The organism is Lutibacter holmesii (genome assembly GCF_042679665.1).
GTDB lineage: Bacteria > Bacteroidota > Bacteroidia > Flavobacteriales > Flavobacteriaceae > Lutibacter > Lutibacter holmesii.
In genome coordinates, this window is record NZ_JBHTMV010000006.1 from 1 (window position 1) to 22,727 (window position 22,727).

At 30.6% G+C, this 22,727-nt stretch carries 20 protein-coding genes and 2 tRNA genes; 13 read left to right on the forward strand and 9 right to left on the reverse strand.

Translation table 11 applies throughout. From position 1 onward, the window contains the following. Positions 1-255: 255 nt before the first annotated feature. Positions 256-684 (forward strand): DUF6526 family protein, encoded by a 429-nt coding sequence (locus tag ACFQ5N_RS11705; protein WP_386809732.1) that lies wholly within the window; start codon positions 256-258, stop codon positions 682-684. Positions 685-698: 14 nt separating this feature from the next. Here ACFQ5N_RS11705 and ACFQ5N_RS11710 read toward each other — a convergent pair whose 3' ends face one another. From ACFQ5N_RS11710 to ACFQ5N_RS11735, 6 genes are all read right to left on the reverse strand, one after another. Continuing rightward, the gene (locus tag ACFQ5N_RS11710; RefSeq protein WP_386809734.1) at positions 699-1,901 is read right to left on the reverse strand and encodes an ABC transporter permease; all 1,203 of its coding nucleotides are present in this window, start codon (positions 1,899-1,901) and stop codon (positions 699-701) included. Positions 1,902-1,903: 2 nt separating this feature from the next. Then, positions 1,904-3,073, reverse strand: coding sequence for an ABC transporter permease (locus ACFQ5N_RS11715; protein ID WP_386809736.1), 1,170 nt, complete (start codon positions 3,071-3,073; stop codon positions 1,904-1,906). 2 nt (positions 3,074-3,075) lie between these two features. After that, positions 3,076-4,068, reverse strand: coding sequence for an HlyD family secretion protein (locus ACFQ5N_RS11720; protein WP_386809738.1), 993 nt, complete (start codon positions 4,066-4,068; stop codon positions 3,076-3,078). Positions 4,069-4,074: 6 nt separating this feature from the next. Beyond that, a complete protein-coding gene (locus ACFQ5N_RS11725) occupies positions 4,075-5,448 on the reverse strand; it encodes a TolC family protein (RefSeq protein WP_386809739.1) in 1,374 nt (457 codons plus the stop codon). 2 nt (positions 5,449-5,450) lie between these two features. Next, positions 5,451-6,044 carry a TetR/AcrR family transcriptional regulator gene (locus ACFQ5N_RS11730; protein ID WP_386809740.1) on the reverse strand — a complete coding sequence of 198 codons (594 nt, stop codon included), beginning with the start codon at positions 6,042-6,044 and terminating at the stop codon, positions 5,451-5,453. A 188-nt stretch (positions 6,045-6,232) separates the two neighbouring features. After that, positions 6,233-7,375, reverse strand: coding sequence for an acyl-CoA dehydrogenase (locus ACFQ5N_RS11735; protein ID WP_386809742.1), 1,143 nt, complete (start codon positions 7,373-7,375; stop codon positions 6,233-6,235). A 108-nt stretch (positions 7,376-7,483) separates the two neighbouring features. Here ACFQ5N_RS11735 and ACFQ5N_RS11740 point away from each other — a divergent pair, with 108 nt between their 5' ends. The 8 genes from ACFQ5N_RS11740 to ACFQ5N_RS11775 all read left to right on the forward strand — a co-directional run bounded on the left by ACFQ5N_RS11740 (position 7,484) and on the right by ACFQ5N_RS11775 (position 13,752). Beyond that, positions 7,484-8,557, forward strand: coding sequence for an anhydro-N-acetylmuramic acid kinase (locus ACFQ5N_RS11740; RefSeq protein ID WP_386809743.1), 1,074 nt, complete (start codon positions 7,484-7,486; stop codon positions 8,555-8,557). 62 nt (positions 8,558-8,619) lie between these two features. Continuing rightward, entirely contained in the window at positions 8,620-9,987 is a 1,368-nt protein-coding gene (gene nhaD, locus ACFQ5N_RS11745) for a sodium:proton antiporter NhaD (RefSeq protein ID WP_386809745.1), read from the forward strand. Between the two features lie 119 nt (positions 9,988-10,106). Continuing rightward, positions 10,107-10,799: a MotA/TolQ/ExbB proton channel family protein gene (locus ACFQ5N_RS11750; protein ID WP_386809746.1), complete on the forward strand. Its 693-nt coding sequence runs from the start codon at positions 10,107-10,109 to the stop codon at positions 10,797-10,799. A 1-nt stretch (position 10,800) separates the two neighbouring features. Continuing rightward, positions 10,801-11,193: an ExbD/TolR family protein gene (locus ACFQ5N_RS11755; protein ID WP_386809748.1), complete on the forward strand. Its 393-nt coding sequence runs from the start codon at positions 10,801-10,803 to the stop codon at positions 11,191-11,193. A gap of 2 nt (positions 11,194-11,195) precedes the next feature. Beyond that, positions 11,196-12,086 (forward strand): energy transducer TonB, encoded by an 891-nt coding sequence (locus ACFQ5N_RS11760; protein WP_386809750.1) that lies wholly within the window; start codon positions 11,196-11,198, stop codon positions 12,084-12,086. Positions 12,087-12,089: 3 nt separating this feature from the next. After that, positions 12,090-13,304: a bifunctional folylpolyglutamate synthase/dihydrofolate synthase gene (locus tag ACFQ5N_RS11765; protein ID WP_386809752.1), complete on the forward strand. Its 1,215-nt coding sequence runs from the start codon at positions 12,090-12,092 to the stop codon at positions 13,302-13,304. A gap of 185 nt (positions 13,305-13,489) precedes the next feature. Then, a tRNA-Val gene (locus ACFQ5N_RS11770) sits at positions 13,490-13,567 on the forward strand. Between the two features lie 110 nt (positions 13,568-13,677). Then, a tRNA-Val gene (locus tag ACFQ5N_RS11775) sits at positions 13,678-13,752 on the forward strand. A gap of 53 nt (positions 13,753-13,805) precedes the next feature. Here ACFQ5N_RS11775 and ACFQ5N_RS11780 read toward each other — a convergent pair. Further along, a complete protein-coding gene (locus ACFQ5N_RS11780; RefSeq protein WP_386809754.1) occupies positions 13,806-15,041 on the reverse strand; it encodes a hypothetical protein in 1,236 nt (411 codons plus the stop codon). Positions 15,042-15,166: 125 nt separating this feature from the next. On the opposite strand from ACFQ5N_RS11780, the gene ACFQ5N_RS11785 reads away from it, so the two are divergent. From ACFQ5N_RS11785 to ACFQ5N_RS11800, 4 genes are all read left to right on the forward strand, one after another. Beyond that, positions 15,167-17,530, forward strand: coding sequence for a TonB-dependent receptor (locus ACFQ5N_RS11785; RefSeq protein WP_386809756.1), 2,364 nt, complete (start codon positions 15,167-15,169; stop codon positions 17,528-17,530). A gap of 1 nt (position 17,531) precedes the next feature. After that, entirely contained in the window at positions 17,532-18,569 is a 1,038-nt protein-coding gene (locus tag ACFQ5N_RS11790) for a hypothetical protein (RefSeq protein ID WP_386809758.1), read from the forward strand. Then, positions 18,570-19,832, forward strand: a complete 1,263-nt coding sequence (locus tag ACFQ5N_RS11795) for a purine-cytosine permease family protein (protein ID WP_386809759.1) — start codon at positions 18,570-18,572, stop codon at positions 19,830-19,832. Positions 19,833-20,193: 361 nt separating this feature from the next. After that, entirely contained in the window at positions 20,194-21,423 is a 1,230-nt protein-coding gene (locus tag ACFQ5N_RS11800) for a DcaP family trimeric outer membrane transporter (protein ID WP_386809760.1), read from the forward strand. 66 nt (positions 21,424-21,489) lie between these two features. Here the strand turns inward: ACFQ5N_RS11800 and ACFQ5N_RS11805 are convergent, their stop codons facing one another. Continuing rightward, a complete protein-coding gene (locus tag ACFQ5N_RS11805; protein ID WP_386809762.1) occupies positions 21,490-21,879 on the reverse strand; it encodes a hypothetical protein in 390 nt (129 codons plus the stop codon). Positions 21,880-22,028: 149 nt separating this feature from the next. After that, positions 22,029-22,724 carry a hypothetical protein gene (locus tag ACFQ5N_RS11810; protein ID WP_386809764.1) on the reverse strand — a complete coding sequence of 232 codons (696 nt, stop codon included), beginning with the start codon at positions 22,722-22,724 and terminating at the stop codon, positions 22,029-22,031. Positions 22,725-22,727 lie beyond the last annotated feature (3 nt).

Consider the following 22,727-nt stretch of genomic DNA (forward strand, 5'->3'; position numbering starts at 1 on the left):
AGTTAAGCCTATCAGCGCAGATGGTACTGCCACTATGGTGGGAGAGTATGTCACCGCCTTTCTTTTGAAAACCTTCAACATTAGTGTTGAAGGTTTTTTTTTGTCATTAGGTTTTTTTTAAAATCGCCTGTTTGATCGGAAGAAGATTGGAGACTCAATTATTTATAATAGTGAAGGAAAGTTCTATATAAATGACAACATTTTTCTTTTGGATTATTTTCGTTAACTTTATATATAACTAAAAAATTAACTATTATGAAGAAACAAAGTTTTGAAAATCATAGTAAATTGGTGATGGGGTTTCACGGATTTACATTTCTTGCTATGATGGGCTTGTTTATAGGTTCACTTATTGCACTTGCGAAATCAACTGATGCTACCTTTTATGGAGCTTCTTTACTTGTTTTGAATGCGATTATTTTAATGTTATTAGCTTTTTATTTAAGAAGTTTTGCTTTAAAGGCTCAGGATAGAGCTATTCGTGCTGAAGAAAAATTAAGGTATTTTATTTTGACAGGAAAAGCTATAAGTAATAAAATTTCTACACGTCAACTTATTGGTTTACGTTTTGCTTCAGATGAAGAATTTGTTGAATTGGTTCATAGAGCCCAAAAAGAAAACTTAAGTGAAAAAGATATTAAGAAATTAATTAAAAATTGGAAACCTGATTTGTATAGAGTTTAACTGTTTTTAGTTGGTTATTTAATGTTTTGTTCTTTTAATGAATTAGATTTTAACGTAATTATAGCTAATAAGAAATAACTTGCTGTTAATATCCAAAGATGTATATATTCTGTGGTTACTTCTTGAAAAGTAGCTTCCATTTGGGTTAGTTTTACAAATCCATTTATTCCTGGAGTGGATGGGATTGTTTGTGCTAAATATTGATAGAATTTTGGAAATCCTTCCATAGGAAAAGATAATCCACTTAACATTAATGAAGGTATAGATGTTAAAACTAAAAATATAATAGAATCTTCTCTTCTTTTAAATAAAGAACTTATGGATAGTCCAAAAAAGATTACTGAAAGAAAATAAGGTAATGCGAATAGGTAAATTATCCATAAAGGAGATCTTACTGGAATTGAAAATATTGTGTAGATAATTCCTATTTGTATTGGTAAAATAATAGCAAAAAGTATAACATAAACGAAAGCTTTTCCCAATAGTGTAATTATTGTTCCTCCTCTATGTCGTAATCTAGGGAATGACTCGTGAAATGAATTGTCTTCTTTTCTTGTTCCATTAATAATTCCTATTCCCATTAATAGTACTAATTGAACAATTAATGCTGTTAAAATTGGAATAATATACGTTGCGTACCCCGATGATGTATTAAATAAACTTGTTGATATTGGTTGAATTGGGCTGTAGTTTTTTTGTGCCTTGATTGCAGAATTTCCTTTTGCCATTTCTTTTTTAATTACAATTCCGGCATTGAAATATCCTGTGGTTACTGAAACATCTTGTATAATTCTTTTGTAAAAGATCATATTTGAAGCGTCAGCGTATGTAGTTATGGTTGTTTGTCTTCCTTTTCTAATATTTTTCCCAAAATCCTTTGGAATCAAAACAATTCCCATTACTTGTTTTGAATAAAAATCTTGTTGTGCTTCTTGTAAATCTGTATATTGATTTTTTGTTACAATTCCTTCAGAAGAATTTAGCATAGCAATATAATCTCTACTTGTTTTTGAAGCGTCTTGATTTACAATTGCAACAGGTACCTCGTGTACAACTTCCTTAGAATAGATATAGGTGTAAACAATTAAAATAAGAAATGCTACCGATATGAATGTACTTAAAACTGCTTTGTCTTGTTTTATGGCATTCCATTCAGTTGTAACAGTATCCCAAAATGTTACTTTAGCACGATGATATTTTTTATTCAATGATTTCATAATTATGTACGTTGAAGAAATGAACCCTGTTTAAATAAAAATGTTAGTTTTTTATAACTTAATGCAACTACAATAATGGTTGTAAAAAGCAGTATTAAAATTGATTTTATGGAATAATAAACCGGAATTCCTCTTTGTGTTTGATCTACAAATAGTTCGAAAAAATGTGTGAATGGAAATATTTGACTAAACCATTGTAGTACTAATGGCATTCCAAAGATTGGAAATGTAATACCTGAAAAAGATAAACTAACCGCTGCAAACCCTGATCCAAAAGTAAGTGCTTCTCTAAAACTTTTACTAATTGCTATAAATAATAGGGAAAATGCTTGTGATGAAAGAATTAGTAACAATAATGAGATGATAACAATTATTTTATTTCCTGTTAAAGGAAAATCTTGGAATATAAACATACTAAAAAGCATAATCATTCCAATTAAAAAGAACCATAAAGTGTATGGTAAAATTTTAGCTAAAATTATAGTGGTCATTTTTCCTTTTCCAATGGCATAAAGTTTTTCTCCTTTGTTGTATTTTAAATCAGAACCAAAGCAGTAGATAGTTGTTAAAATCACAAAAATTTGTAAAAATAAGGTTATAAAACCTGAGTTTAAGTAATACGAGTAATTTGTATATGGGTTTGATAGAACGTGATTATTTGAAGTTATAGGTTGGTAATTTGCTTTGGCTTGGTTTATGTTTGTTCCGTTTGCCAATTGTTTTTGAATATTCACTCCAGCAGAAAGGGTACCTACAACTTTTCTATAAGCTTTATTTTCTAATCCTGAAGGTAATAGTAAATTACTATTGTATTGATTTAAGACTTTCGTTTGCTTTCCTTGTCTTACATCGCTCCCAAAATTTTTAGGAATAGTAACCAAACCATAGGCTTTTATTTGTTTTACCAACTGTTCGCCTTCAAATTGATTTATGGGTTTGTATCTTACTTTAAGTTCTGGTGTAGCATCTAATTGACTAATTAAATTTCTTGATAATGCCGAATTGTCTAAATCTACTACTGCAATTGGTAGGTTTCTTGCAACTCCATTACTTAATAATGAGCTAAAAAACACAATAGATATAATCGGTAAAATTACGGCAAAAATAAAAATTGCTCTATTGTGAAACAGCATTCTAAATTCACGTTTTATAATATGTGAAAAAGATCCCATTTTTAATTTTTAAATTGTGAACCATCAATTAAAATACTCATTCCTGGTCGTAATTCAATTTCTGGCTTTATTGGTGAAGCTTTTATTTCAAAAGTTCTAATGTCAAAATCTCCAATTGATTTTGTTGCATTCCAAGTTGCATAATCACCTAGTGCAGCAACGTAGTAAATTTTAAAAGTTACTTTTTTATTTTGAAGTGCAGGAACTGTTGCTGTAAACTCTGACCCTTTTTTAAAGTTGAATAAGCTTGTTTCCTTTACATTTACAATTGCATATGAATTAGATAAATCTACTAAGTGTACAACAGGGTAACCAGCGCCAATTAATTCTCCTTCTTCAGGTAAAAAGTTTAATACTTCAGCATTTATTGGACTTGAAATAAAGCGTTCATTTTTATAGCTTTCCAATTCATCTAAAGCACCTTCAGCTCTTTTAACTAAAGCATTTGCCGCGGCTACATCTTCTTTTCTTGCTCCTTTTACCGCAATTTGGTATTGGTTATAAGCTGCTTCTTTATCTTTTAAAGCCGCATTTTTTTTAGCTAAAACTTCGTCTCTTTTTTGTTCAGAAACAACACCGTCTTTAAACAAGTTTTCAATACGATTGTATGATTTTATCATTAAATCTGCAGCAACGGTTGCTTTTTCATATACACTTTTGTAAGCACCAATTTCTTCAGCACGAGCTCCGTTAGTTGCTTTATTTTTTTGAGCATTAGCGGCATCTCTAGCTGCTAATGCCTGTTTTTCTTTGGCATCAATTTCTGGGCTTTCAAGCGTTGCAAGTAATTGTCCCTTTTTAACACTAGTACCTTCTTTTACTTCGGTAGTTTTTAAACGAGATGGAATTTTAGCTGAAAGGTATATTTCTTTAGCTTCAATTCTACCTTGAAATACAATTTCTTTAGGTTTATTTAATAGCCAAATACTAACGAGTACTAATAGGGCAACTACTACTATACTTACAATTGATTTTATGTTTTTTGAAGTTTTCATTTTAATTTAATTTTGATTTAAAAAAGTTGCTGTTTTACCTAAATGAACCATTAATTCACCGTAGGTTACATTATATTGGTACAATGCTTTTAATTTTAGCAGTTTAATTGAATTTAGTTTTAATGTTGCATCAATAACTTCTAATGAAGTACCAGTTCCTTCTTCAAAAGCTCTGGTTCTCATGAATTTAAGTTTTTCAGCTAATGCTTCATCGGCATTTAAGCTTTCATATTGTTCTTGTTGTTTTTCAATTTCGCTGTATAATTTTTCAGTATAGGTAAGAATATTTAACCGTGCTTGTTTGTCAATTTCTTCAACTTGAGAAACTTTGTGTTTAGAAGCTTTAATTTTATGATCTCTTTTAAAACCATCAAAAACATCCCAGGTTAATCCAATTCCGGCAAGCCATTTATAATCTTCAATTAGAGGTAAATTATCGGTCCATAACATATAACCACCAAACAATCCTGCTTTTGGAAAGTAGTCACTTTTTTCAACTTTAACACCAACTTTTGCCAATTCATAATTTTGAGAAATTTCTAGAAGTTGTTTGTTGTTAGTTAACATTTCTTGTTGAAATTCTTCTAAAGGAGGTAATACTACAGGTGTCATAAATGGAGTAGAAACACCATTAAAAGTTACACCTCCAACCAAGTTTTGAATGGCGGTTTCAGCTAATGATACATCTTTTTGAGATCCCAATACTTCTCTTTTGGCATTTGAGAGCGCTACTTTTGCATTTAATGTTTCAACTTCAGGAATAATTCCGTTTTTGAAAAGTTTTTCAGCGTGCTCGTTATGAATTTCAACAGTATGAAGCACATTATTATATAATTCATTTGCTTCTTTAGCCAATTTTAGTTTAAAATAATAATCTATTAAACTTATGGTTAATTTATCCTCTTTAAGGTGATGATGATTTTCTGAAATTTCAGATTTTAATGCAGCTGCTTTATTTGCAGCGTTTATTTTTCCACCAGCAAAAATTGGCCAGGTTACGTTAGCGGCAGCAAAACCAAAATTTTGTTCTTGTAAAGTTAGGTTCCAATCTCCTAAACCTCCTGAAGGAAGACCGCCAATAATACCTCCTATAATGTCTTGTACTGGGTTTAAGTCTAGGGTAACATCTTGGTCTAGGGTTAAATATGTTCCTGATACACTTACTGAAGGGTATCGTAAACCTTTCATTGCTTTTTCCTCTTCTTGCACAGCCTGACTTTCAAAATGTGAAGCTTTTAAATCTCCATTTGATTGTAGCATTAAATCGTGCGCATGTTTTAAACTCAGTTCCTGAGCATTCATAAAAAACACATTTAACAACAGTAAAGTTGTGATTGCTTTTATGGATGGCTTTACAACAAATTTTAAATTTTTAAACATTGTTAATTTCCTTTTTTTAATATGGTCAAAATATTATGTACTAAATAATCAACATTAATATTTAATGTTTCTTGGGTTCCTAAAAAATCTTTTCTTTTAAACTGAATATAATCTACAACATAGGTTAATAGGTGAAATTGTATTTGCATGAGTGTTGTATTTGCAGCTATTTCACCAGTTTCATTTCCAATTCTTTTAATTTCTTTAATAAGGTGAATGCTTTTTTCTTGAAGTTCTGTAGTTAAGGTAAAATTGTCATTGTGTAATAATTGATAGAAAAAATTGGATGCAATAGGCTCGTTTTTTACGTAAACCACTCTGTTTTGTAAAAAGGCTTGTAAAATTGAGGCTACACTTGTTTGGTTTAAGCCAATTAAAAATTCTAGTTCAGTATTTAATGAAGCTACTTTTTCGTAATATAACTCATTAATTAAATCTTGTTTTCCGCTATATAATCGGTACAAATAACCACCGCTAACATTTGCGTTTTTTGCAATCATGGCAATTGTAGTTTTCTCAATACCACAATCAACAATAGTTTTCATAGTGGCTTGTTTTATACGAACCAATTTATCTTCATCTATTTTACGTGCCATTTATATAAAATTTTACAAACGCAAATATATGAATAAACATTCATTCATTAATTAAATTGTATTTTTTTATTAATTTTTTACAATTAATTATTTATAAAATAGAGATTTCTAGTATTTATGTTGAATAGGAGGCGTAAAAAAAGCCTGTAATACAGGCTTTCAATTTGGGAATATTTATGTGCTTAACTTTAATCTTTTAGCACACTTCTTGAAATCACAATTTTTTGAATCTCAGAGGTGCCTTCATAAATTTGTGTAATTTTTGCATCTCGCATTAAGCGTTCTACGTGATACTCTTTTACAAAACCATAACCACCATGAATTTGTACCGCTTCAATAGCAACTTGCATTGCCATGTCTGCAGCATATAATTTTGCCATAGCACCACTTAAATCGTAATTTACTTGTTGGTCTTTTTCCCATGCGGCTTTCATACATAATAAGCGAGCTGCTTCAATTTGCGTTGCCATATCAGCTATTTTAAATGCAATAGCTTGGTGTTTGCTTATTTCTTTTCCAAAAGATTTACGTTCTTTTGAATATTTTAAGGCAAGTTCATAAGCACCAGAAGCTATACCTAAGGCTTGTGAGGCTATACCAATTCTTCCGCCAGCTAAAGTTTTCATAGCGAATTTAAAACCAAATCCATCTTCTCCAATTCTATTTTCTTTTGGAACTTTCACATCTGTAAACATTAAAGAATGTGTGTCTGAGCCTCTAATTCCTAATTTATTTTCTTTTGTGCCTATCTCAAAACCATTCATTCCTTTTTCAACAATTAAGGCGTTAATACCTTTATGACCTTTTTCAATATTTGTTTGCGCAATTACTAAATAAACACTTGCATTTCCGCCGTTGGTAATCCAGTTTTTTGTACCATTTACTAAATAATAATCACCTTTATCTATAGCAGTAGTTTTTTGCGAAGTAGCATCAGAACCTGCTTCAGGTTCACTTAAGCAAAAAGCTCCAATTATTTCACCTTTAGCTAATGGCACTAAATATTTTTGTTTTTGCGCTTCTGTTCCATATTTTTCCAATCCCCAGCAAACAAGAGAATTGTTAACAGACATAATTACCGAAGCTGAAGCGTCAATTTTTGAAATTTCTTCCATAGCCAATACATACGAAACGGTATCTAATCCGTTGCCGCCATATTTTGGGTCTACCATCATTCCTAAAAAACCAAGTTCTCCCATTTTTTTTACTTGCTCATAAGGAAACGTTTGTTTTTCATCCCGTTCAATAACACCAGGTAAAAGCTCATTTTGTGCAAAATCGCGTGCGGCATCGCGAATCATTATTTGTTCTTCGGTTAAATTAAAATCCATAGTTAGTAGTAGTTATTAATTAAAGTTTATTATTACGTAAATATAACTCTTTTTTCAGTATTTTTTTTTAAATATGTACTCTGTAAGGGATCAAAAAAAGAATGATTTATGGTGGTAAAAAAATGGAAAGTTATTGGTTTAATGTCTGGAACATCATTAGATGGTTTAGATATTGTTTGTGCTGAAATTTATTTTGATGGTTCACAATATGACTTTAATATTTTAGAAGCTGAAACTATTTCTTATACCATTGCTTGGGAGCAAAATTTGCGAAATTCATTTTCTTCTTCCAAAGAAGCTATTGAAAACCTAGATATTTTATATGGGAAATATTTAGGTGAATTGGTTAATAATTTTGTTGAAAAACATCAAATTTCTGAGATTGATTTTATTGCATCACACGGACATACCATTTTTCATAAACCAAATGAAGGGTATACGTTGCAAATTGGAGATGGTAAAACGCTGCAACATAAAACAGGTTTAAATGTTGTTTGTGATTTTAGAACTCAGGATGTTGAATTGGGCGGACAAGGTGCTCCGTTGGTTCCAATTGGAGATCAATTATTATTTTCTGGGTATACGTATTGTTTAAATTTAGGTGGTTTTGCTAATATTTCTTTTGAAAAAAATGGGGAGCGCATAGCATTTGATATTTGCCCTGTAAATATTGTGATGAATCATTACGCAAAACAATTAGGATTTGATTTTGATAAAGGTGGTGAAATAGCGCGTTCGGGTATTATAGATGAAGTTTTATTAAAGGAATTAAATAATTTACCATTTTACAGTGCTAATATTCCAAAATCTTTAGGGTTTGAATTTGTAAAAGAAACTATTTTTCCAATAATTGATGAAAAAAACCTAGTGGTTTCAACAATATTACGCACTTTTATAGCACATTGTACTCACCAAATTTCAATATGTTTAAATCAAGAAGAAAATTCAAAACTTTTAATTACCGGAGGCGGTGCTTTTAATGAATTTTTAATAGAACAACTTCAGCAAATTACTAAAAATGAAATTGTAATTCCTGAGAAAACAATTGTTGATTATAAAGAAGCACTAATTTTTGCATTATTAGGTGTATTACGAGTTGAGAACAAGGTTAATTGTTTAAGAAGTGTTACGGGAGCGTTAAAGAATCATAGTTCCGGTAAAATATTTAAGATTGGAGGATAAAATTTATTATATTTGTTGGCTTTGAAAACAAAAATTTAAAATAACAAAAATTTATATATTTAATGGAAACACTGATTATTCTAATATTCATAGTTGGATATTTAGCAATTGCTTTAGAGCACAATTTAAAACTAGACAAATTAATTCCAGCTTTGGCAATGATGGCTATTTTATGGGCTCTGGTGGCATTTGGAATTGATTCTTTTCCAAATTGGTTTGATTCTAGTGCGCATAAATTAGTCGAAGGATTCTCAAGTTTTTCTGTTGAAGAAAGGCACCATTTGTTAGAAGAAACTTTACTACACCATTTGGGTAAAACTGCTGAAATTCTATTCTTTTTACTTGGAGCAATGACAATTGTGGAGATTATAGACTATTTTGATGGTTTTGCAACCTTCAAAAACTTTATTGTAACTAAAAACAAAAAGAAATTATTATGGATTTTTGCAATTTTAGCATTTATCCTTTCTGCAATTATTGATAACTTAACTGCTACCATTGTATTAATTACAATTTTACAGAAAATTATTGACGATAAAAATACACGTTTATGGTTTGCTGGTTTAATTATAATTGCTGCAAATGCTGGTGGTGCTTGGTCTCCAATTGGAGATGTTACAACTACAATGCTTTGGATTGGTAAAAAAGTAACTACCGCTAAATTGATTGAATACTTAATTATTCCTTCATTGTTATGTATGGCAGTTCCAACTTTTATTGCATCGTTTATGAAACCTTTTCAAGGGAACATTGAAACTGTGATAGAGAAAGAAGAAAAAGCAGGAAACAAATACGGACCTACAATGTTGTATTTAGGTTTAGGTGCAATTATGTTTGTTCCAATTTTTAAAACAGTTACACATTTACCTCCTTATGTAGGAATGATGTTATCATTATCTGTAGTTGGTGTTTTTGCTGAAATTTATAGTAGATCTCAATTCAATATCTCTCATATTGTAGAGCAAGATGGTGATGATTCAGAAGGATTTCATAGTCCTGTACATAAGTCTTTAGGGAGAATTGAAATGCCAAGTGTATTATTTTTCTTCGGAATTTTAATGGCAGTTGCAGCATTAGAGTCATTAGGAATGTTATTTATTGGAGCTGAATCTTTAAAAACAATAATTCCAAATACAAATATTGTGGTTATGTTGTTAGGTGTTGGATCTGCAATTGTAGATAATGTACCGTTAGTAGCAGCAAGTATGGGAATGTTTCAAGATCCAATAGATAGTCATATTTGGCACTTTATTGCCTTTTCTGCAGGTACAGGTGGTAGTATGTTAATTATTGGTTCTGCTGCAGGAGTTGTTGCAATGGGAATGGAAAAAATTGACTTTTTCTGGTATTTCAAAAAAATATCATGGTTAGCAGCAGTTGGTTTTGTTGTAGGTGCTGCCACGTTTTTAGGCTTAACATCAATATTTTAAAATATTAAAAAATAATTATAAAAAACCAAGAGCAACACTCTTGGTTTTTTTATGTAAAAAATTATTATTTACAATTTTCAATCAGTATTTTCGTTTTAAATAAAAATTAAATAATTACTATGCTTTCAATAATGCTACAAGATGCAGGTGAGACGCTGGCAGAAACTGTTTCAGAAGAAAAAACATTGTCTATCTATAAACTTATTATGGATGGAGGTTTAGGCGGGCAAATAATAATAGCCATTTTGGTTGTTTTATTAGCTATTGCACTTTACATTTATTTTGAACGATTTTTTGCCATAAAAGCTGCTTCAAAAACAGACAGTAACTTTATGAATCAAATAAAAGATCACGTTTCTCATGGAAAGTTAGATGCGGCAAAAACATTATGTATGCAAACAAGTTCTCCAGCTGCTCGATTAATTGAAAAAGGAATTTCACGTATAGGAAAACCGTTAGAAGATATTAATACAGCTATTGAAAATGCAGGACGTTTAGAGATTTATAAACTTGAAAAAAATGTGCCAGTATTAGCAACTATTTCTGGTGCTGCACCTATGATTGGTTTTTTAGGAACTGTAATTGGTATGATTGTAGCCATACACGAAATTGCAAATTCTGGAGGTCAAATAGATATTAAAATGCTTTCAGATGGTTTATATACAGCAATGACAACTACAGTTGCTGGTTTAATAGTTGGAATTATTTCTTATATACAATACAATCATTTAGTAGTGCGTACCAATAAAGTTGTGTACGAAATGGAAGCAAAATCAGTTGAGTTTTTGGATTTATTAAACGAGCCTATTTAATATGGATATTAGAGGTAGAAATAAAATAAATCCAAACTTCAATATGTCGTCTATGACGGATATTGTGTTTTTATTGCTTATCTTTTTTATGATTACTTCAACCTTAGTTACTACTAGTGCGTTAGATATTTTATTGCCAAAAGCTAGTGGTAAAACTGAAAACCGAAAATCAACTTCAGTAACAATTACAAAAGGTTTAGTTTATTATTTAGATAACAAAAAAATTGAAGAATCTAATCTTGAACAAAGCTTATTAGCGTTGTTAACAGGGAAAGATAATCCTACCATTGTTTTAAGGGCTGAAGAAGGTGTGCCAATTGAGAAAGCTGTAAAAATAATGGATATTGCAAACCGTAATAGGTACAAAGTAATTTTAGCGGTAAGACCAAAATAAGAATGTCACATTTTTTAGATACAAAATATAAAAAACAATCAGCTGCAATAACAACTGTTATTATGAGTTTATTGGTGTTGGTTTTGTTTTTTGTTGGTTTAAATTATATGGATCCGCCAGAAGAATATGGAATAGCAGTAAATTTTGGAACGTCAAATGTAGGAATGGGAGCTATTCAACCAGAAGCACCGTTAAAAGCGCAATCTGAAGAAATAGTTGAAGAACAAGAAGAAGTTATTGAAGAAGTTGTTGAAGCAACTGAACCAGAAGTGAGCCAAGAAGAAACAGTTGTTTCTGAAGATGTGGCAACACAAGAAACTGAAGAATCCATTGCAATTAAAAAAGCTTTGGAAGAAAAAAAGAAAGCTGATGCGTTAGCTGAGAAACAACGTTTGGAAGAAGAACGTATTGAAAAAGAAAGACAAGAAGCCATTGCAAAGCAAAAAGCAGAGGAAGCTGAAAAAAAGAAAAAATTAGACGCTTTAATGGGTGGAATTAATAATACAAATGGTACTGCTACAGGTGGTGAAGGAAATGATAATGAAGCTGGCGATAAAGGAAAAGAGACAGGAGATCCTTATGCTCCTAGTTATTTTGGAAACGCAGGTAAGGGCTCAAGAGGAGTTGGATATGGACTTAATGGTAGAGGAAAACCAACGGGTAAAATCTTTAAACAAGAGTGTAATGAATACGGCTTGGTTGTTATTAGAATTGAAGTGAATAAGCAAGGCAATGTTGTAAAAACCTCATTAGATTTAAAAAACACAAAAAATGATGCTCCTTGTTTAGTGGAAACTGCTAAAAAAATAGCAAAAACTTATGAATGGGAAGTAGATAACGATGCGCCTACAAGACAATTTGGTTTCGTATATATTAATTTCAAGCAGCAATAAATAATGAACTACCAAGAAACTGTTGATTGGATGTTTTCTCAATTGCCTATGTATCAACGGCAAGGAAAAACAGCGTTTAAAAAAGATTTAACAAATACGTTAGCGTTATCTGCTCATTTAAATGCTCCAGAAAAAAAGTTTAAAACCATCCATGTTGCAGGTACCAATGGTAAAGGATCTACAAGTCATATGTTGGCTTCTATATTGCAAGAAGCTGGGTATAAAGTAGGTTTATATACTTCACCTCATTTAAAAGATTTTAGAGAGCGTATAAAAATAAATGGTACGCCAATTGAAGAAAACACAGTAACAGAATTTATACAGTATAATCAATCATTTTTAGAGCAACAAAAGTTGTCTTTTTTTGAAATGACAGTTGGGTTGGCTTTTGATTGTTTTGCAAAAGCAGCCGTTGATATTGCTGTAATTGAAGTAGGTTTGGGCGGAAGATTAGATTCTACCAATATTATTACACCTCAAGTTTCGGTTATTACCAATATTGGCTTAGATCATACACAGTTTTTAGGAGAAACCTTACCCGAAATTGCTTTTGAAAAAGCAGGGATTATTAAATCTGGTATTCCTGTAGTTATTGGAGAATATCAAAATGAGACGTTCCCAGTTTTTCAAGAAATTGCTTTGTTAAAAAATGCACCTTTGTTGTTGGCTGATAATGAAAATGTAATTTTTGAAACAGATTTAAAAGGTAGTTATCAGCTTAAAAATGTGAAAACGGCTATTAAAACTATTGCTGTTTTAAAAGAAAACGGATTTGTTATTTCTGAAGAGCAACTTAAAAGTGGATTGTTAAACGTTGTAAAGAATACTGGATTACTTGGTAGGTGGCAAATTTTACAGCAACAGCCAAAGGTAATTTGTGATACCGGACATAATAAGGAAGGTTTAACTTATATATTTCAACAGCTTCAAAAGGAAACGTATGCTAAATTGCATATTGTTTTGGGAGTTGTAAATGATAAAGATTTAAAAAGTGTTTTACCTTTATTTCCTAAAAATGCAACGTATTACTTTTGTAAGCCTAATATTCCAAGAGGGTTAGAAGCAAATGAACTCAAGTTGCAAGCCGAAAAATTTGGGTTGGTAGGGAATTCACACACTTCAGTAGAAACAGCTTATAAAACTGCTTTAAATAATTCAGATATAAAAGATTTGATATTTGTAGGTGGTAGTACTTTTGTAGTTGCTGAAGTAATTTAATTTTTTTTATTTCTTACATAAAATTTGAAGCTTTATCTTTAGGTTTTAAAGCGTTGATATTTAATGTTTTGTAATTGATTGTTTTTCGCAAAAAAAATGAGTTGAAAAAATAGAAGATAAAAAAGGATTTTTAAGTGAAAAACCTTTGCTAAAACCAAAATAGATACTATATTTGCATCCGCTTAGGGCAATTAGCTCAGTTGGTTCAGAGCACCTCGTTTACACCGAGGGGGTCGGGGGTTCGAATCCCTCATTGCCCACCAAAGTAAATCCTACTAGAAATAGTAGGATTTTTTGTTTTTAGAAAGTTCTTTATTTTTTATTCAAAAATATTTGTCAGAATCAAAATAGATTCTATATTTGCATCCGCTTAGGGCAATTAGCTCAGTTGGTTCAGAGCACCTCGTTTACACCGAGGGGGTCGGGGGTTCGAATCCCTCATTGCCCACGAAAGTAAATCCTACTAGAAATAGTAGGATTTTTTTTGTTTAATAACTAAATTTATGAATTCCAGGTGTTTGTGTATTTTACCTTTAAAGTACCGTTAACCAATCTATTTTCTATATCAATTCCACTAAATACACCTTCTTGAAACTCTCTTCCATCTTTTAAGTAATAGGTTTTAAAGTAAATATTGGCTCTTTCAAGTTCAATAATTCCTGAAAAATTAAATCTTAAGTTAAGTATGGAACCTTTGTTTATTAATTCCAATCTATCTTTTTCAATATAAACATTTTCAGTAAGTGTAATAATTTTATAATTGGTTGCTACAATTTCAAATTTTAATATTTCAGTTAAATTATCTCCAAATTTAAATGTGATTTCATAAATACCTGGAATACTGTAGTAAATGGAAGCAAACGGGCTCATTTTAGAAAGTTCTAAAGCATTTTTTGGAACATTACTATTATTTACAATGCGTTTATTTCTAATTTCCATGGCAATGTATGCAGGTATATTTGGATCTTTAGATTTTTCTTCCATTTCTTCCTTGCTATTGCACTTTTCTAAAATAGAACGACCTGCAACGGTATTTGTATAAATATCAAAAGTACAATATGTTCCAACTAAATATTTTATACTTGAAGGTGATTTATGACCTATATAGTATATTTCACTTGCACCATCAATATACTTTTCACCTGATAATGTTTTTGAATTGATACATAAAGTATCACCTTTTAAAATAACATTTCCGTTGCTGTAATGTTCTTTGAAAGTCCCATCTTCTAACGGATACAAAAATGTATGTTGTATTTTTTTCCAATTATTAGAAATAACTGTTCTTCCTTTTATAATTACATCGTCTTCACCAAAATAATAATTTAAATAATAATGAGTTTCATTTTGTTTAGCTGTTCCATTTAAAGACAATTGTTTTTCAATTTCTAATTTTGATAATGGATGCTCTTTTAAAAATTGTTCAAAATTATCATAGCCAATGTATAATAGCAGTACAGATTTATAATACGCGTTTAGTTTTATAGTTTGCTTGTCTTTAAAAATCTCACGTGATTTATCATACAGGTATTTTCCGTTTACAAAATCATCACCAATTTTTTCAAAATCGCTTTTTAAGCTTGGCTTATCTTCATTGTAAACGCCATAACCATACAACTGAAATGTTTTAGGTAGTTTTTTAAGCCCATGCTTCTCTATAAATTTTTTGTGAACAAGAGTTAGTAGTATTTTAAAATATTCAATGGTTAATGAAAGTGAATCTGATTTTGTTTGCATTATAAAAATTCCTAAAAATGTATTTAAAATTATTAAAAATATTAATAATAATCAAAATTAATAAGAATTAATATTCGAGCAGTATTTTTGATCTCATTATTAACAACTATATTAAAACAGTTATCATGAAAAAACGTATTTTATTCTTTTTACTATTGTGTTCAGCGGTTGCTTTTTCGCAAACTACCATAATGGGAAAAGTAACAGATGTTGAAGGAATGCCTTTACCGGGAGCTTCAGTTATTGAAAAAGAAACTTCAACTGGTGTTGTAACAGATTTCAATGGGAATTATGAAATTTCGGTTTCTTCAAAAGAAGCTGTTTTATTAATTTCTTTTATAGGTTTTGAAACTTTAGAAGTAAAAATTGAAAGCAGTAACACTATTGATGTTGAATTGAAAGAATCTGCTGAATCTTTAAATGAAATTACTATTCAAGGTTTTTCAGGAATAGTTGGTAAATCAAGAAGAAGAACTGAAACAATACAAACTACACCAGAGTCGGTTACGGCAATTAATTCTGAAGGAATTGAAAATTTAGGTGTTAATAATGTAGCTAATTTTGCGAACTTAGTTCCAAACTTAAAATTAAATGCCTCTCAGGCAGCAGGTATTAATACCTTAACTGTAAGAGGTATTCCTCAAATAAGAAATTCAGATGCACCGGTTGCTTTTGTTATTGATGGTGTTACTGTACCAGATCCAAGTTTATTGAATCAAGAATTATTTGATTTAGCATTAATTGAAGTTGTTAAAGGTCCGCAAGGAGCTTTATACGGTAAAAACGCTATTGGAGGAGCCATTAATATTTATTCAAAAGAACCTGTAAATAAATCAAAATACAATTTAAAATTAGGTGCTGGAAATGGTGGCGGTGGTTTAGCCCAATTTATTTCGTCAGGAGCCATAAAAAAAGATAAGATTTTTTATAGAGCATCTACGCAGTTTACAAATTTTGATGGTTTGCTAACCAATGAATATTTAAATGAAAAGGTTGATTTTTCAAGAGAGTTTAACGCAAGAGCACAAATAATTGCACGTATTACTGATAATTTTAAAATGACTGTAGCTGCACAATTTATGAATACAGATGCTGGTGCTGCTTATTATTCTGTAAACCCTACAGGAAATGTTTGGGTTGAAGGTGAACCTGGAGGATATTTAGATCCAGATCCAAAAAAAGGAAATAATATTATTTCAATGGATGAACCAGGAAAATCAAATCTTCAAAATTTATTTACAAATCTTAAATTAGAGTATATTTTGAATAATGTGAAAATTCAAAGTGTTACATCTTACAATCACGTAGATAGATCATTGTCTGGAGATTTAGATTTTACTCCTTTTAATGATTTTACACAAGGTGAAACTGCCGATACAAAAACATTTAATCAAGAAATTCGTTTCTCAAATTTAAATACAGATACTCAAATTAATTGGACAGCCGGTGGTTTTTATCAAAACTTAGAGAAAGATTTCTTTCAAGATGGCTTATCTCGTGATTTTGATTTAGATGAATTATTTTATGCAGTATCTGCTGATGTAACCAATACAACATCTACGTTTGCAGCCTTTGGTTTTGTTGATTATAGTATTTCAGATAAATTTACAATATCAGTTGGATTGCGTTATGATAATGATACTTTCAAGCAAGTTGATCATTTGTCAGGTGAAACTAACGAAAGAACCAACAACATTTTTCAGCCAAAAGGATCTATTTCTTTTCAAGCCACAAAAGATGCACTTATCTATGCAAATTACGGAAGAGGTTATAGAACTGGAGGATATAATCCTGCCACAACAGATAGATTTAACAGAGATTATGAAGATGAACTTACCAATAATTACGAGTTAGGTTTTAAAACTTCATGGTGGAATAACAGATTTATTTTAAACGGTTCTGTATTTTATACCGATTATAAAAACCAACAACAATATGTGTTTGATTTAGATACATTTTACGCAGGTAATTATAACTATGATGAAAGCAGAATTATTGGTTTTGAAGTTGATTTAAAAGTGCGTTTATTTAAATATTTAGATTTATTAGCAAACTATGGTTTTGTAGATTCAGAAATTACTGAAGGTGGAACAACAGGAGGTGAAAATGGTGATGCAACAGATTTAAATATTTATAATGGAAATAAAACGCCTTATGTACCTGTTGATAATTTTAATATTGGTTTAGAATCTAGTTTTCCAATTAATGAAACCATTGATTTTAATGGATCTATTAACTTAAATAATACGGGGAAAACGTATTGGGAAGAAAATAATGTTTCAGAATTTACAACCAGTGCTTATCAATTATTAGATGCCAGAGCTTCAATTTCTTTTAATAATATGACAATTGCACTTTGGGGTAAAAATATTTTAGATACGCAATATTATACAGAATATGTTCCTGGTTCAATTTTTGGAGCAACAGATGATTATGGTTGGAGAGGTCGTCCAGCAACATACGGAGCTACATTTTCTATAGACTTTTAATATGGTAGATACTGAACAATTAAGAAATAAGTTTTCCAAAATATTAATGGAAGATATGTTTCAGGTAAAACCAGGTGAAACAGTAGCTATAACTATTGATTTAAATTCAGATAGAACAATTGTTGATGCTTTGGCTTCGGCAACTCTAAAAGCTGGTGCACTGCCATTAATAATGGTTGTGCCTAAAGCCGAAAAAGAGAGTGAGGCAGGTATGGAATATTGGCCGTCAGAAGCTTTAACTGCTGCTTTATGTAAAGCTGATGTTTGGATTGAAGCCAATTCAATGGTGATTTTATATTCTGATATTTGGGAAACCGCAATGCGTGAAAACAAAAAATTAAGATACCTAATTATTTCTGATAGTACTATAGAATCACTAGATAGAGTTTTTACAAGTTTTGATGTGCAAACATTAAAAATGTTGTTGAGCAAGGTGAAAGATTTTGTGATGACTTCAAAAACGATTAGAATTACCAGTGAAAATGGTACCGATGTTTCTTATGATATTGATTTGAACTATATGTTTGATATTGATGATGGAGATTATTCACAACCAAAATTTGGTACAGCACCAGGATTTGTAAATATTGTTCCTAAATTAGCAAGTATGAATGGGAACATTGTATTTGATATTTTGCAGAATTCTAAAACTTCTTCTAAACTTGAGTTTATTATCAAAAACGGAGCTATTGTAGATGTAATTGGTGAAGATGGAGTTGACGCATTTAAAACATATTTAGCCTCATTTAATGATGAAAATATGTACAAAATATCTCATAATATGCTTGGGTTTAACCCAGGCGTTCGTAAATTAACAGGTGAACTTGTTGAAGATGAACGTATTTGGGGAGGTGTTGATTTTGGTTTTGGGCACACAAGTGCAATGGATATGCCTCCGTATGGACAAGTAGCAAAATCTCATTTTGATGGTGTTGTTGAAAATACAAGTATATATTTAGATGATGTTCAAATAACCAATAAAGGTGTTGTGTGTCATATAGAGTTAAAGGAGTTAGCTAATAAATTATTAACCAATTAAATGTCAGAAGAAGGAAATCAGTACACAACAACAAAGGTACAACCCAAAGATTTTACATCGGGTTGGTTAGTTGCCTTAATTATTGCAGGTACAGGTTTAACATTACCTATTTTATTTTTAGGTTCTGAAGTTGCCTTAAGTATTGGTTTTAAAAAATCGTTGCTAGCATTTGGAATTTCAACATTAGTACTTACACTTTTATGTATGGCTACCACTGTAATTGGTAATCGTTCTCGTTTATCAACCTATATGATTTTACATTTTAGTTTTGGTAGAAAAGGTGCTAAAATTATGAATTTCATTTTTGGAATAACTTTGCTTGGTTGGTTTTCAGTAGCTTTAGAATTATTAGCTGTAGCGGTTAAAGATACAGCTTTTGAAACCTTATCGCTTAATTTACCTGAATGGCCAATTATTATTGTGGTTGGTGCATTAATAGGTGTAACTACAATTTTTGGTATTAAAAGTTTAGAGCATTTGGCTAATTTTGCTGTGCCTGTTTTATCAGTTTTTTTGGCATATGTTGTTTATAAATCTTTACACGGAACTTCTATTCAACAAATAATTGATTTTGTGCCTGAAAATCCATCTATGACATTATTTCAGGCAACGTCAATATTAGTCGGCTCTTCAATCTTGTTTCCAGTTTTAATGGCTGACTTTTCACGGTTTATTTATAATGATAAACAAAGTTTAATTGCAGTTTTAGGAATTACCATTGGTTTTCCAATTGCCTTACTTTTTAGTGCAATTCCTTCTATTCAAACAGGAGAAGTTGACATTATTAAAATTATGGGGAATTTAGACTTAGTGATTCCTGCGTTTGTACTGTTGTTTGTTTCAACTTGGGTTGGAAATGCTTCTAATTTGTATTCAACAGTGTTAACATTTTCAACTGTTAAAACGGGTTGGTCTTTTAAAAACATGACGATTATTTCTACTATTGTTGGAATTATTGTTGCCTTGTTTGGGTTTTCAGATTACTTATTTGACTTTTTAGATTTATTAGGTGTTTTAGCGCCATCAATTTCAGCAATTTATATTCTAAATTTTTTCTTTGTAAAAAAGGAACAATATAATTTAAGTGAAATAACTAATTGGGAAATACCGGCATTAATAAGTTGGGGAGCAAGTTCTATACTAAGTTTATGTACTTACCTTAACTTTTTTCAATTAACACATGCTTATTTTATTGACTCTTTTTTAGTTGGTGGAATTATTTATACGATACTAAAACGGAAAGAAATATTTGGAATAATTTGATTTATTGATAATTATCATTTGTTTATTATGTAATAAAAGTTACATTTGTAGTGTAGACATTTGTCTACATCTTTTTCATAGCAATTTTCCCTCTCCAACATTTGTTTGAGAGGGTTTTTTTATGCTTGTAATAATAAACTTCTTGCTTTTTTAGGTAGAATGCAGTATGTAACTAATGTTACTTTACAGTAGTTTTATTCAACTACATTTGCGGCGTAGGCATTATGTCCTACATCTTTTTCATAGCAATTTTCCCTCTCCAACATTTGTTTGAGAGGGTTTTTTATTATTATCTATATACTCTTGTCTTTTAAATGTTTTATTTTTTTACTTTTAATACAATTATTAAAAATTGTATTAAATGAAAACTAAATTAATCACTTTTACGCTGCTTATTTTTTGTTTATCAATGTCAGGTCAAGATCGTTTTTTGACATACATATCTAAAGATACTATTGCAGGAATTCCAAAAGTTAGAGGTTCAATAGGTGTTAATTTAAAATTAAATGGGTATTATGATTTTTTTGGAGGGTTGCAAAATAGTGAAACTTTTAATGTTGGAGCTATAGATGTTTTTGGAACCGATGATTCAGATAATTTGAAAGTAGATTTATATCAAACACAAATTCATATGGAAGCCAGTGTTCTAACAAAAAGTGGTAAAATGGTGAATGGTGTTGTAGAGTTTGATTTTTGGGGTGGAAACGGACAAATGAGGTTAAGGAAAGCGTATGTAGAGTTTGACCATTGGGTAATTGGGCAAACATTTGTGCCTTATGGAGATGCTGAATTATGGCCAAATATTATGGAGTGGGAGGGACCACCTTCAGGAATTTGGGTTAGAGAACCATTTGTTAGTTATCATAATAATATCAATAAAAATTGGAAATATACCTTGGCTTTTATTGCTCCAACTGTTGATTACGACAAATTTGGTGAATTAGAACCTATTTTAAATGAAACAAATCAAACAACTCCTGATTTTACAGTAGCAATTAAATATCAAAAAAATTGGGGGCATTTAAGATTGTCATCAATTGTACGTAATGTTAAGTACAGTTATCTTGATAAACAAAGTAGTTTTATGGGATATGGTTTAGCTTTTTCAGGAATTTATATTCATCAAAAAAATAATCTACAGTTTCAGTTAACCGGTGGTAAAGGAGTAGCTGCTTATAATACCACCATACAAGGTTTTGGGTACGATGGTTTTCCAACAATTCACGGAGAAGTTGATGCTACACCTTCCTTAGGTGGTTGGGTATCCTATGAATGGTTTTATGCGCCTAAATTTCATAGTACATTGGTGCTTGGGTATACACAATACTTTTTTGAAGATTTAAGTAGATCAGTTATTTCTACAAGTCCTAAAGAAAGCATTACTTTAATTAATGGTACAGTAAACAATAGACATAATTATGGAATTATAAATTTAATGTACGATCCTTTTGAAGGCCTAACTTTTGGTGTTGAGTTAGATTATGGAAGAAAAAAAATGTCTATGGACGGATTTATTGATGGTGAATATAATAATGATGTAAAAAGTAGAGATGCCATGAGAGCTAGTTTTGGTTGTATGTATTCATTTTAAAAGAATAAATTCAAAGCTGTGAATTGCAACTAAACTTTGAATTTATTCTTAAGCGAATTCATAAATTTAACATGCTGTATTAAACGTTGTATCATCATTATCTGAATTAAATGTTATGTATCCATTGTTGTAAGTTGGAAATATATTAAAGTTAGATTCAATATTTTCAATATAATCTTCAGCATATAATGCATCAATTTCAACAACGTGTAATTGGTTATTTTTAACTTCATAAGTAATTGTTACATCACTTTCAAAATCTATATTTTGTGTATGGTTTTTAGGAAGAATAAATTCATGTTTTACAATAGTGGTTTTGTTTCCAATAGAAGCAAGGCCGTTTTTAAAAGATGAATTTTCTTTAATTTCTTGTTCAGTAATAAGTTTATTATTTACAATTTTAAATTTGTTGAATAATGGAACTTTTATTGTTTTGTATGTATTTTGAGTTTTCATAAGAGTTTATTTTAAATTTCGATACTCAAATGTAGTACTACTTTAAGAAGCTATACACGACACAAAATGTCGTAATTAAAAAGAAGGCATAAAAAAAGCGCAAAATTTAATTTGCGCTTTTTTTATATTTTGTAAAATAAAAAGAGAACTTAGTCTACTTTAAAATTCCATACTTGACCAACAGTTTGACCTCCATTGCCATCTTTAGCTACTACTTTCCAATAGTAATTAGGAGCAGTTGGTGTTGTAACATCAAAAGTTGTTGCAGTAATATTGTCACCTACTTTTGTAGTTGGGTTTGCATCTGTTCCAAAGTATACATCAAATGTTAACGTATCTTCTGTATCTAAATCAGTTGCAGTCCACTCTAAAGTAGTTGTAGCAGTTTGGATAGTACCATTTAATTCAGGTGAAACTAATACAGGTGCAAAAGGCACATGATTAGAAATTCCATCTCCTTCAGTATAAAATTGATTAGCTGAAGAATTACCACTTGAATCTTCACTATCTTTAGCTCTTACTCTCCAGTAAAAAGCAACTCCTTTTTCTAATGAAATAGAAACAGAAGTAGCACTAGTTGTTTTTGTTTGACTAAGAGGACTAAATGAACTGTTTTCAGAAACTTCAACTACGTAAGAGATAGCATCTCCATCAGCATCAGTAGAAGCATTCCATTGAAAGTTAACAGTGTTGTCTATACACAAGTCGTTATTTTCTGGGTAAATAGTGGTTGGTGTTGTAGGTGCATTATTTGCAGCAGGAGGTACAGGGGCTGGATCATCTCCGCCTCCTCCACAAGACCAAGTAACAATTCCCAAAATCGCGAGGTATAAAAATTTCTTCATGCT

Coding starts and splice junctions, on each gene's coding strand:
- ACFQ5N_RS11715 (WP_386809736.1), bottom strand. CDS start 3,073: ATGGGATCTTTTTCACATATTATAAAACGTGAATTTAGAATGCTGTTT.
- ACFQ5N_RS11755 (WP_386809748.1), top strand. CDS start 10,801: ATGGATATTAGAGGTAGAAATAAAATAAATCCAAACTTCAATATGTCG.
- ACFQ5N_RS11720 (WP_386809738.1), bottom strand. CDS start 4,068: ATGAAAACTTCAAAAAACATAAAATCAATTGTAAGTATAGTAGTAGTT.
- ACFQ5N_RS11800 (WP_386809760.1), top strand. CDS start 20,194: ATGAAAACTAAATTAATCACTTTTACGCTGCTTATTTTTTGTTTATCA.
- ACFQ5N_RS11735 (WP_386809742.1), bottom strand. CDS start 7,375: ATGGATTTTAATTTAACCGAAGAACAAATAATGATTCGCGATGCCGCA.
- ACFQ5N_RS11760 (WP_386809750.1), top strand. CDS start 11,196: ATGTCACATTTTTTAGATACAAAATATAAAAAACAATCAGCTGCAATA.
- ACFQ5N_RS11750 (WP_386809746.1), top strand. CDS start 10,107: ATGCTTTCAATAATGCTACAAGATGCAGGTGAGACGCTGGCAGAAACT.
- ACFQ5N_RS11785 (WP_386809756.1), top strand. CDS start 15,167: ATGAAAAAACGTATTTTATTCTTTTTACTATTGTGTTCAGCGGTTGCT.
- ACFQ5N_RS11765 (WP_386809752.1), top strand. CDS start 12,090: ATGAACTACCAAGAAACTGTTGATTGGATGTTTTCTCAATTGCCTATG.
- ACFQ5N_RS11795 (WP_386809759.1), top strand. CDS start 18,570: ATGTCAGAAGAAGGAAATCAGTACACAACAACAAAGGTACAACCCAAA.
- ACFQ5N_RS11705 (WP_386809732.1), top strand. CDS start 256: ATGAAGAAACAAAGTTTTGAAAATCATAGTAAATTGGTGATGGGGTTT.
- ACFQ5N_RS11790 (WP_386809758.1), top strand. CDS start 17,532: ATGGTAGATACTGAACAATTAAGAAATAAGTTTTCCAAAATATTAATG.
- ACFQ5N_RS11725 (WP_386809739.1), bottom strand. CDS start 5,448: ATGTTTAAAAATTTAAAATTTGTTGTAAAGCCATCCATAAAAGCAATC.
- ACFQ5N_RS11810 (WP_386809764.1), bottom strand. CDS start 22,724: ATGAAGAAATTTTTATACCTCGCGATTTTGGGAATTGTTACTTGGTCT.
- ACFQ5N_RS11805 (WP_386809762.1), bottom strand. CDS start 21,879: ATGAAAACTCAAAATACATACAAAACAATAAAAGTTCCATTATTCAAC.
- ACFQ5N_RS11740 (WP_386809743.1), top strand. CDS start 7,484: ATGGTGGTAAAAAAATGGAAAGTTATTGGTTTAATGTCTGGAACATCA.
- ACFQ5N_RS11730 (WP_386809740.1), bottom strand. CDS start 6,044: ATGGCACGTAAAATAGATGAAGATAAATTGGTTCGTATAAAACAAGCC.
- ACFQ5N_RS11710 (WP_386809734.1), bottom strand. CDS start 1,901: ATGAAATCATTGAATAAAAAATATCATCGTGCTAAAGTAACATTTTGG.
- nhaD (WP_386809745.1), top strand. CDS start 8,620: ATGGAAACACTGATTATTCTAATATTCATAGTTGGATATTTAGCAATT.
- ACFQ5N_RS11780 (WP_386809754.1), bottom strand. CDS start 15,041: ATGCAAACAAAATCAGATTCACTTTCATTAACCATTGAATATTTTAAA.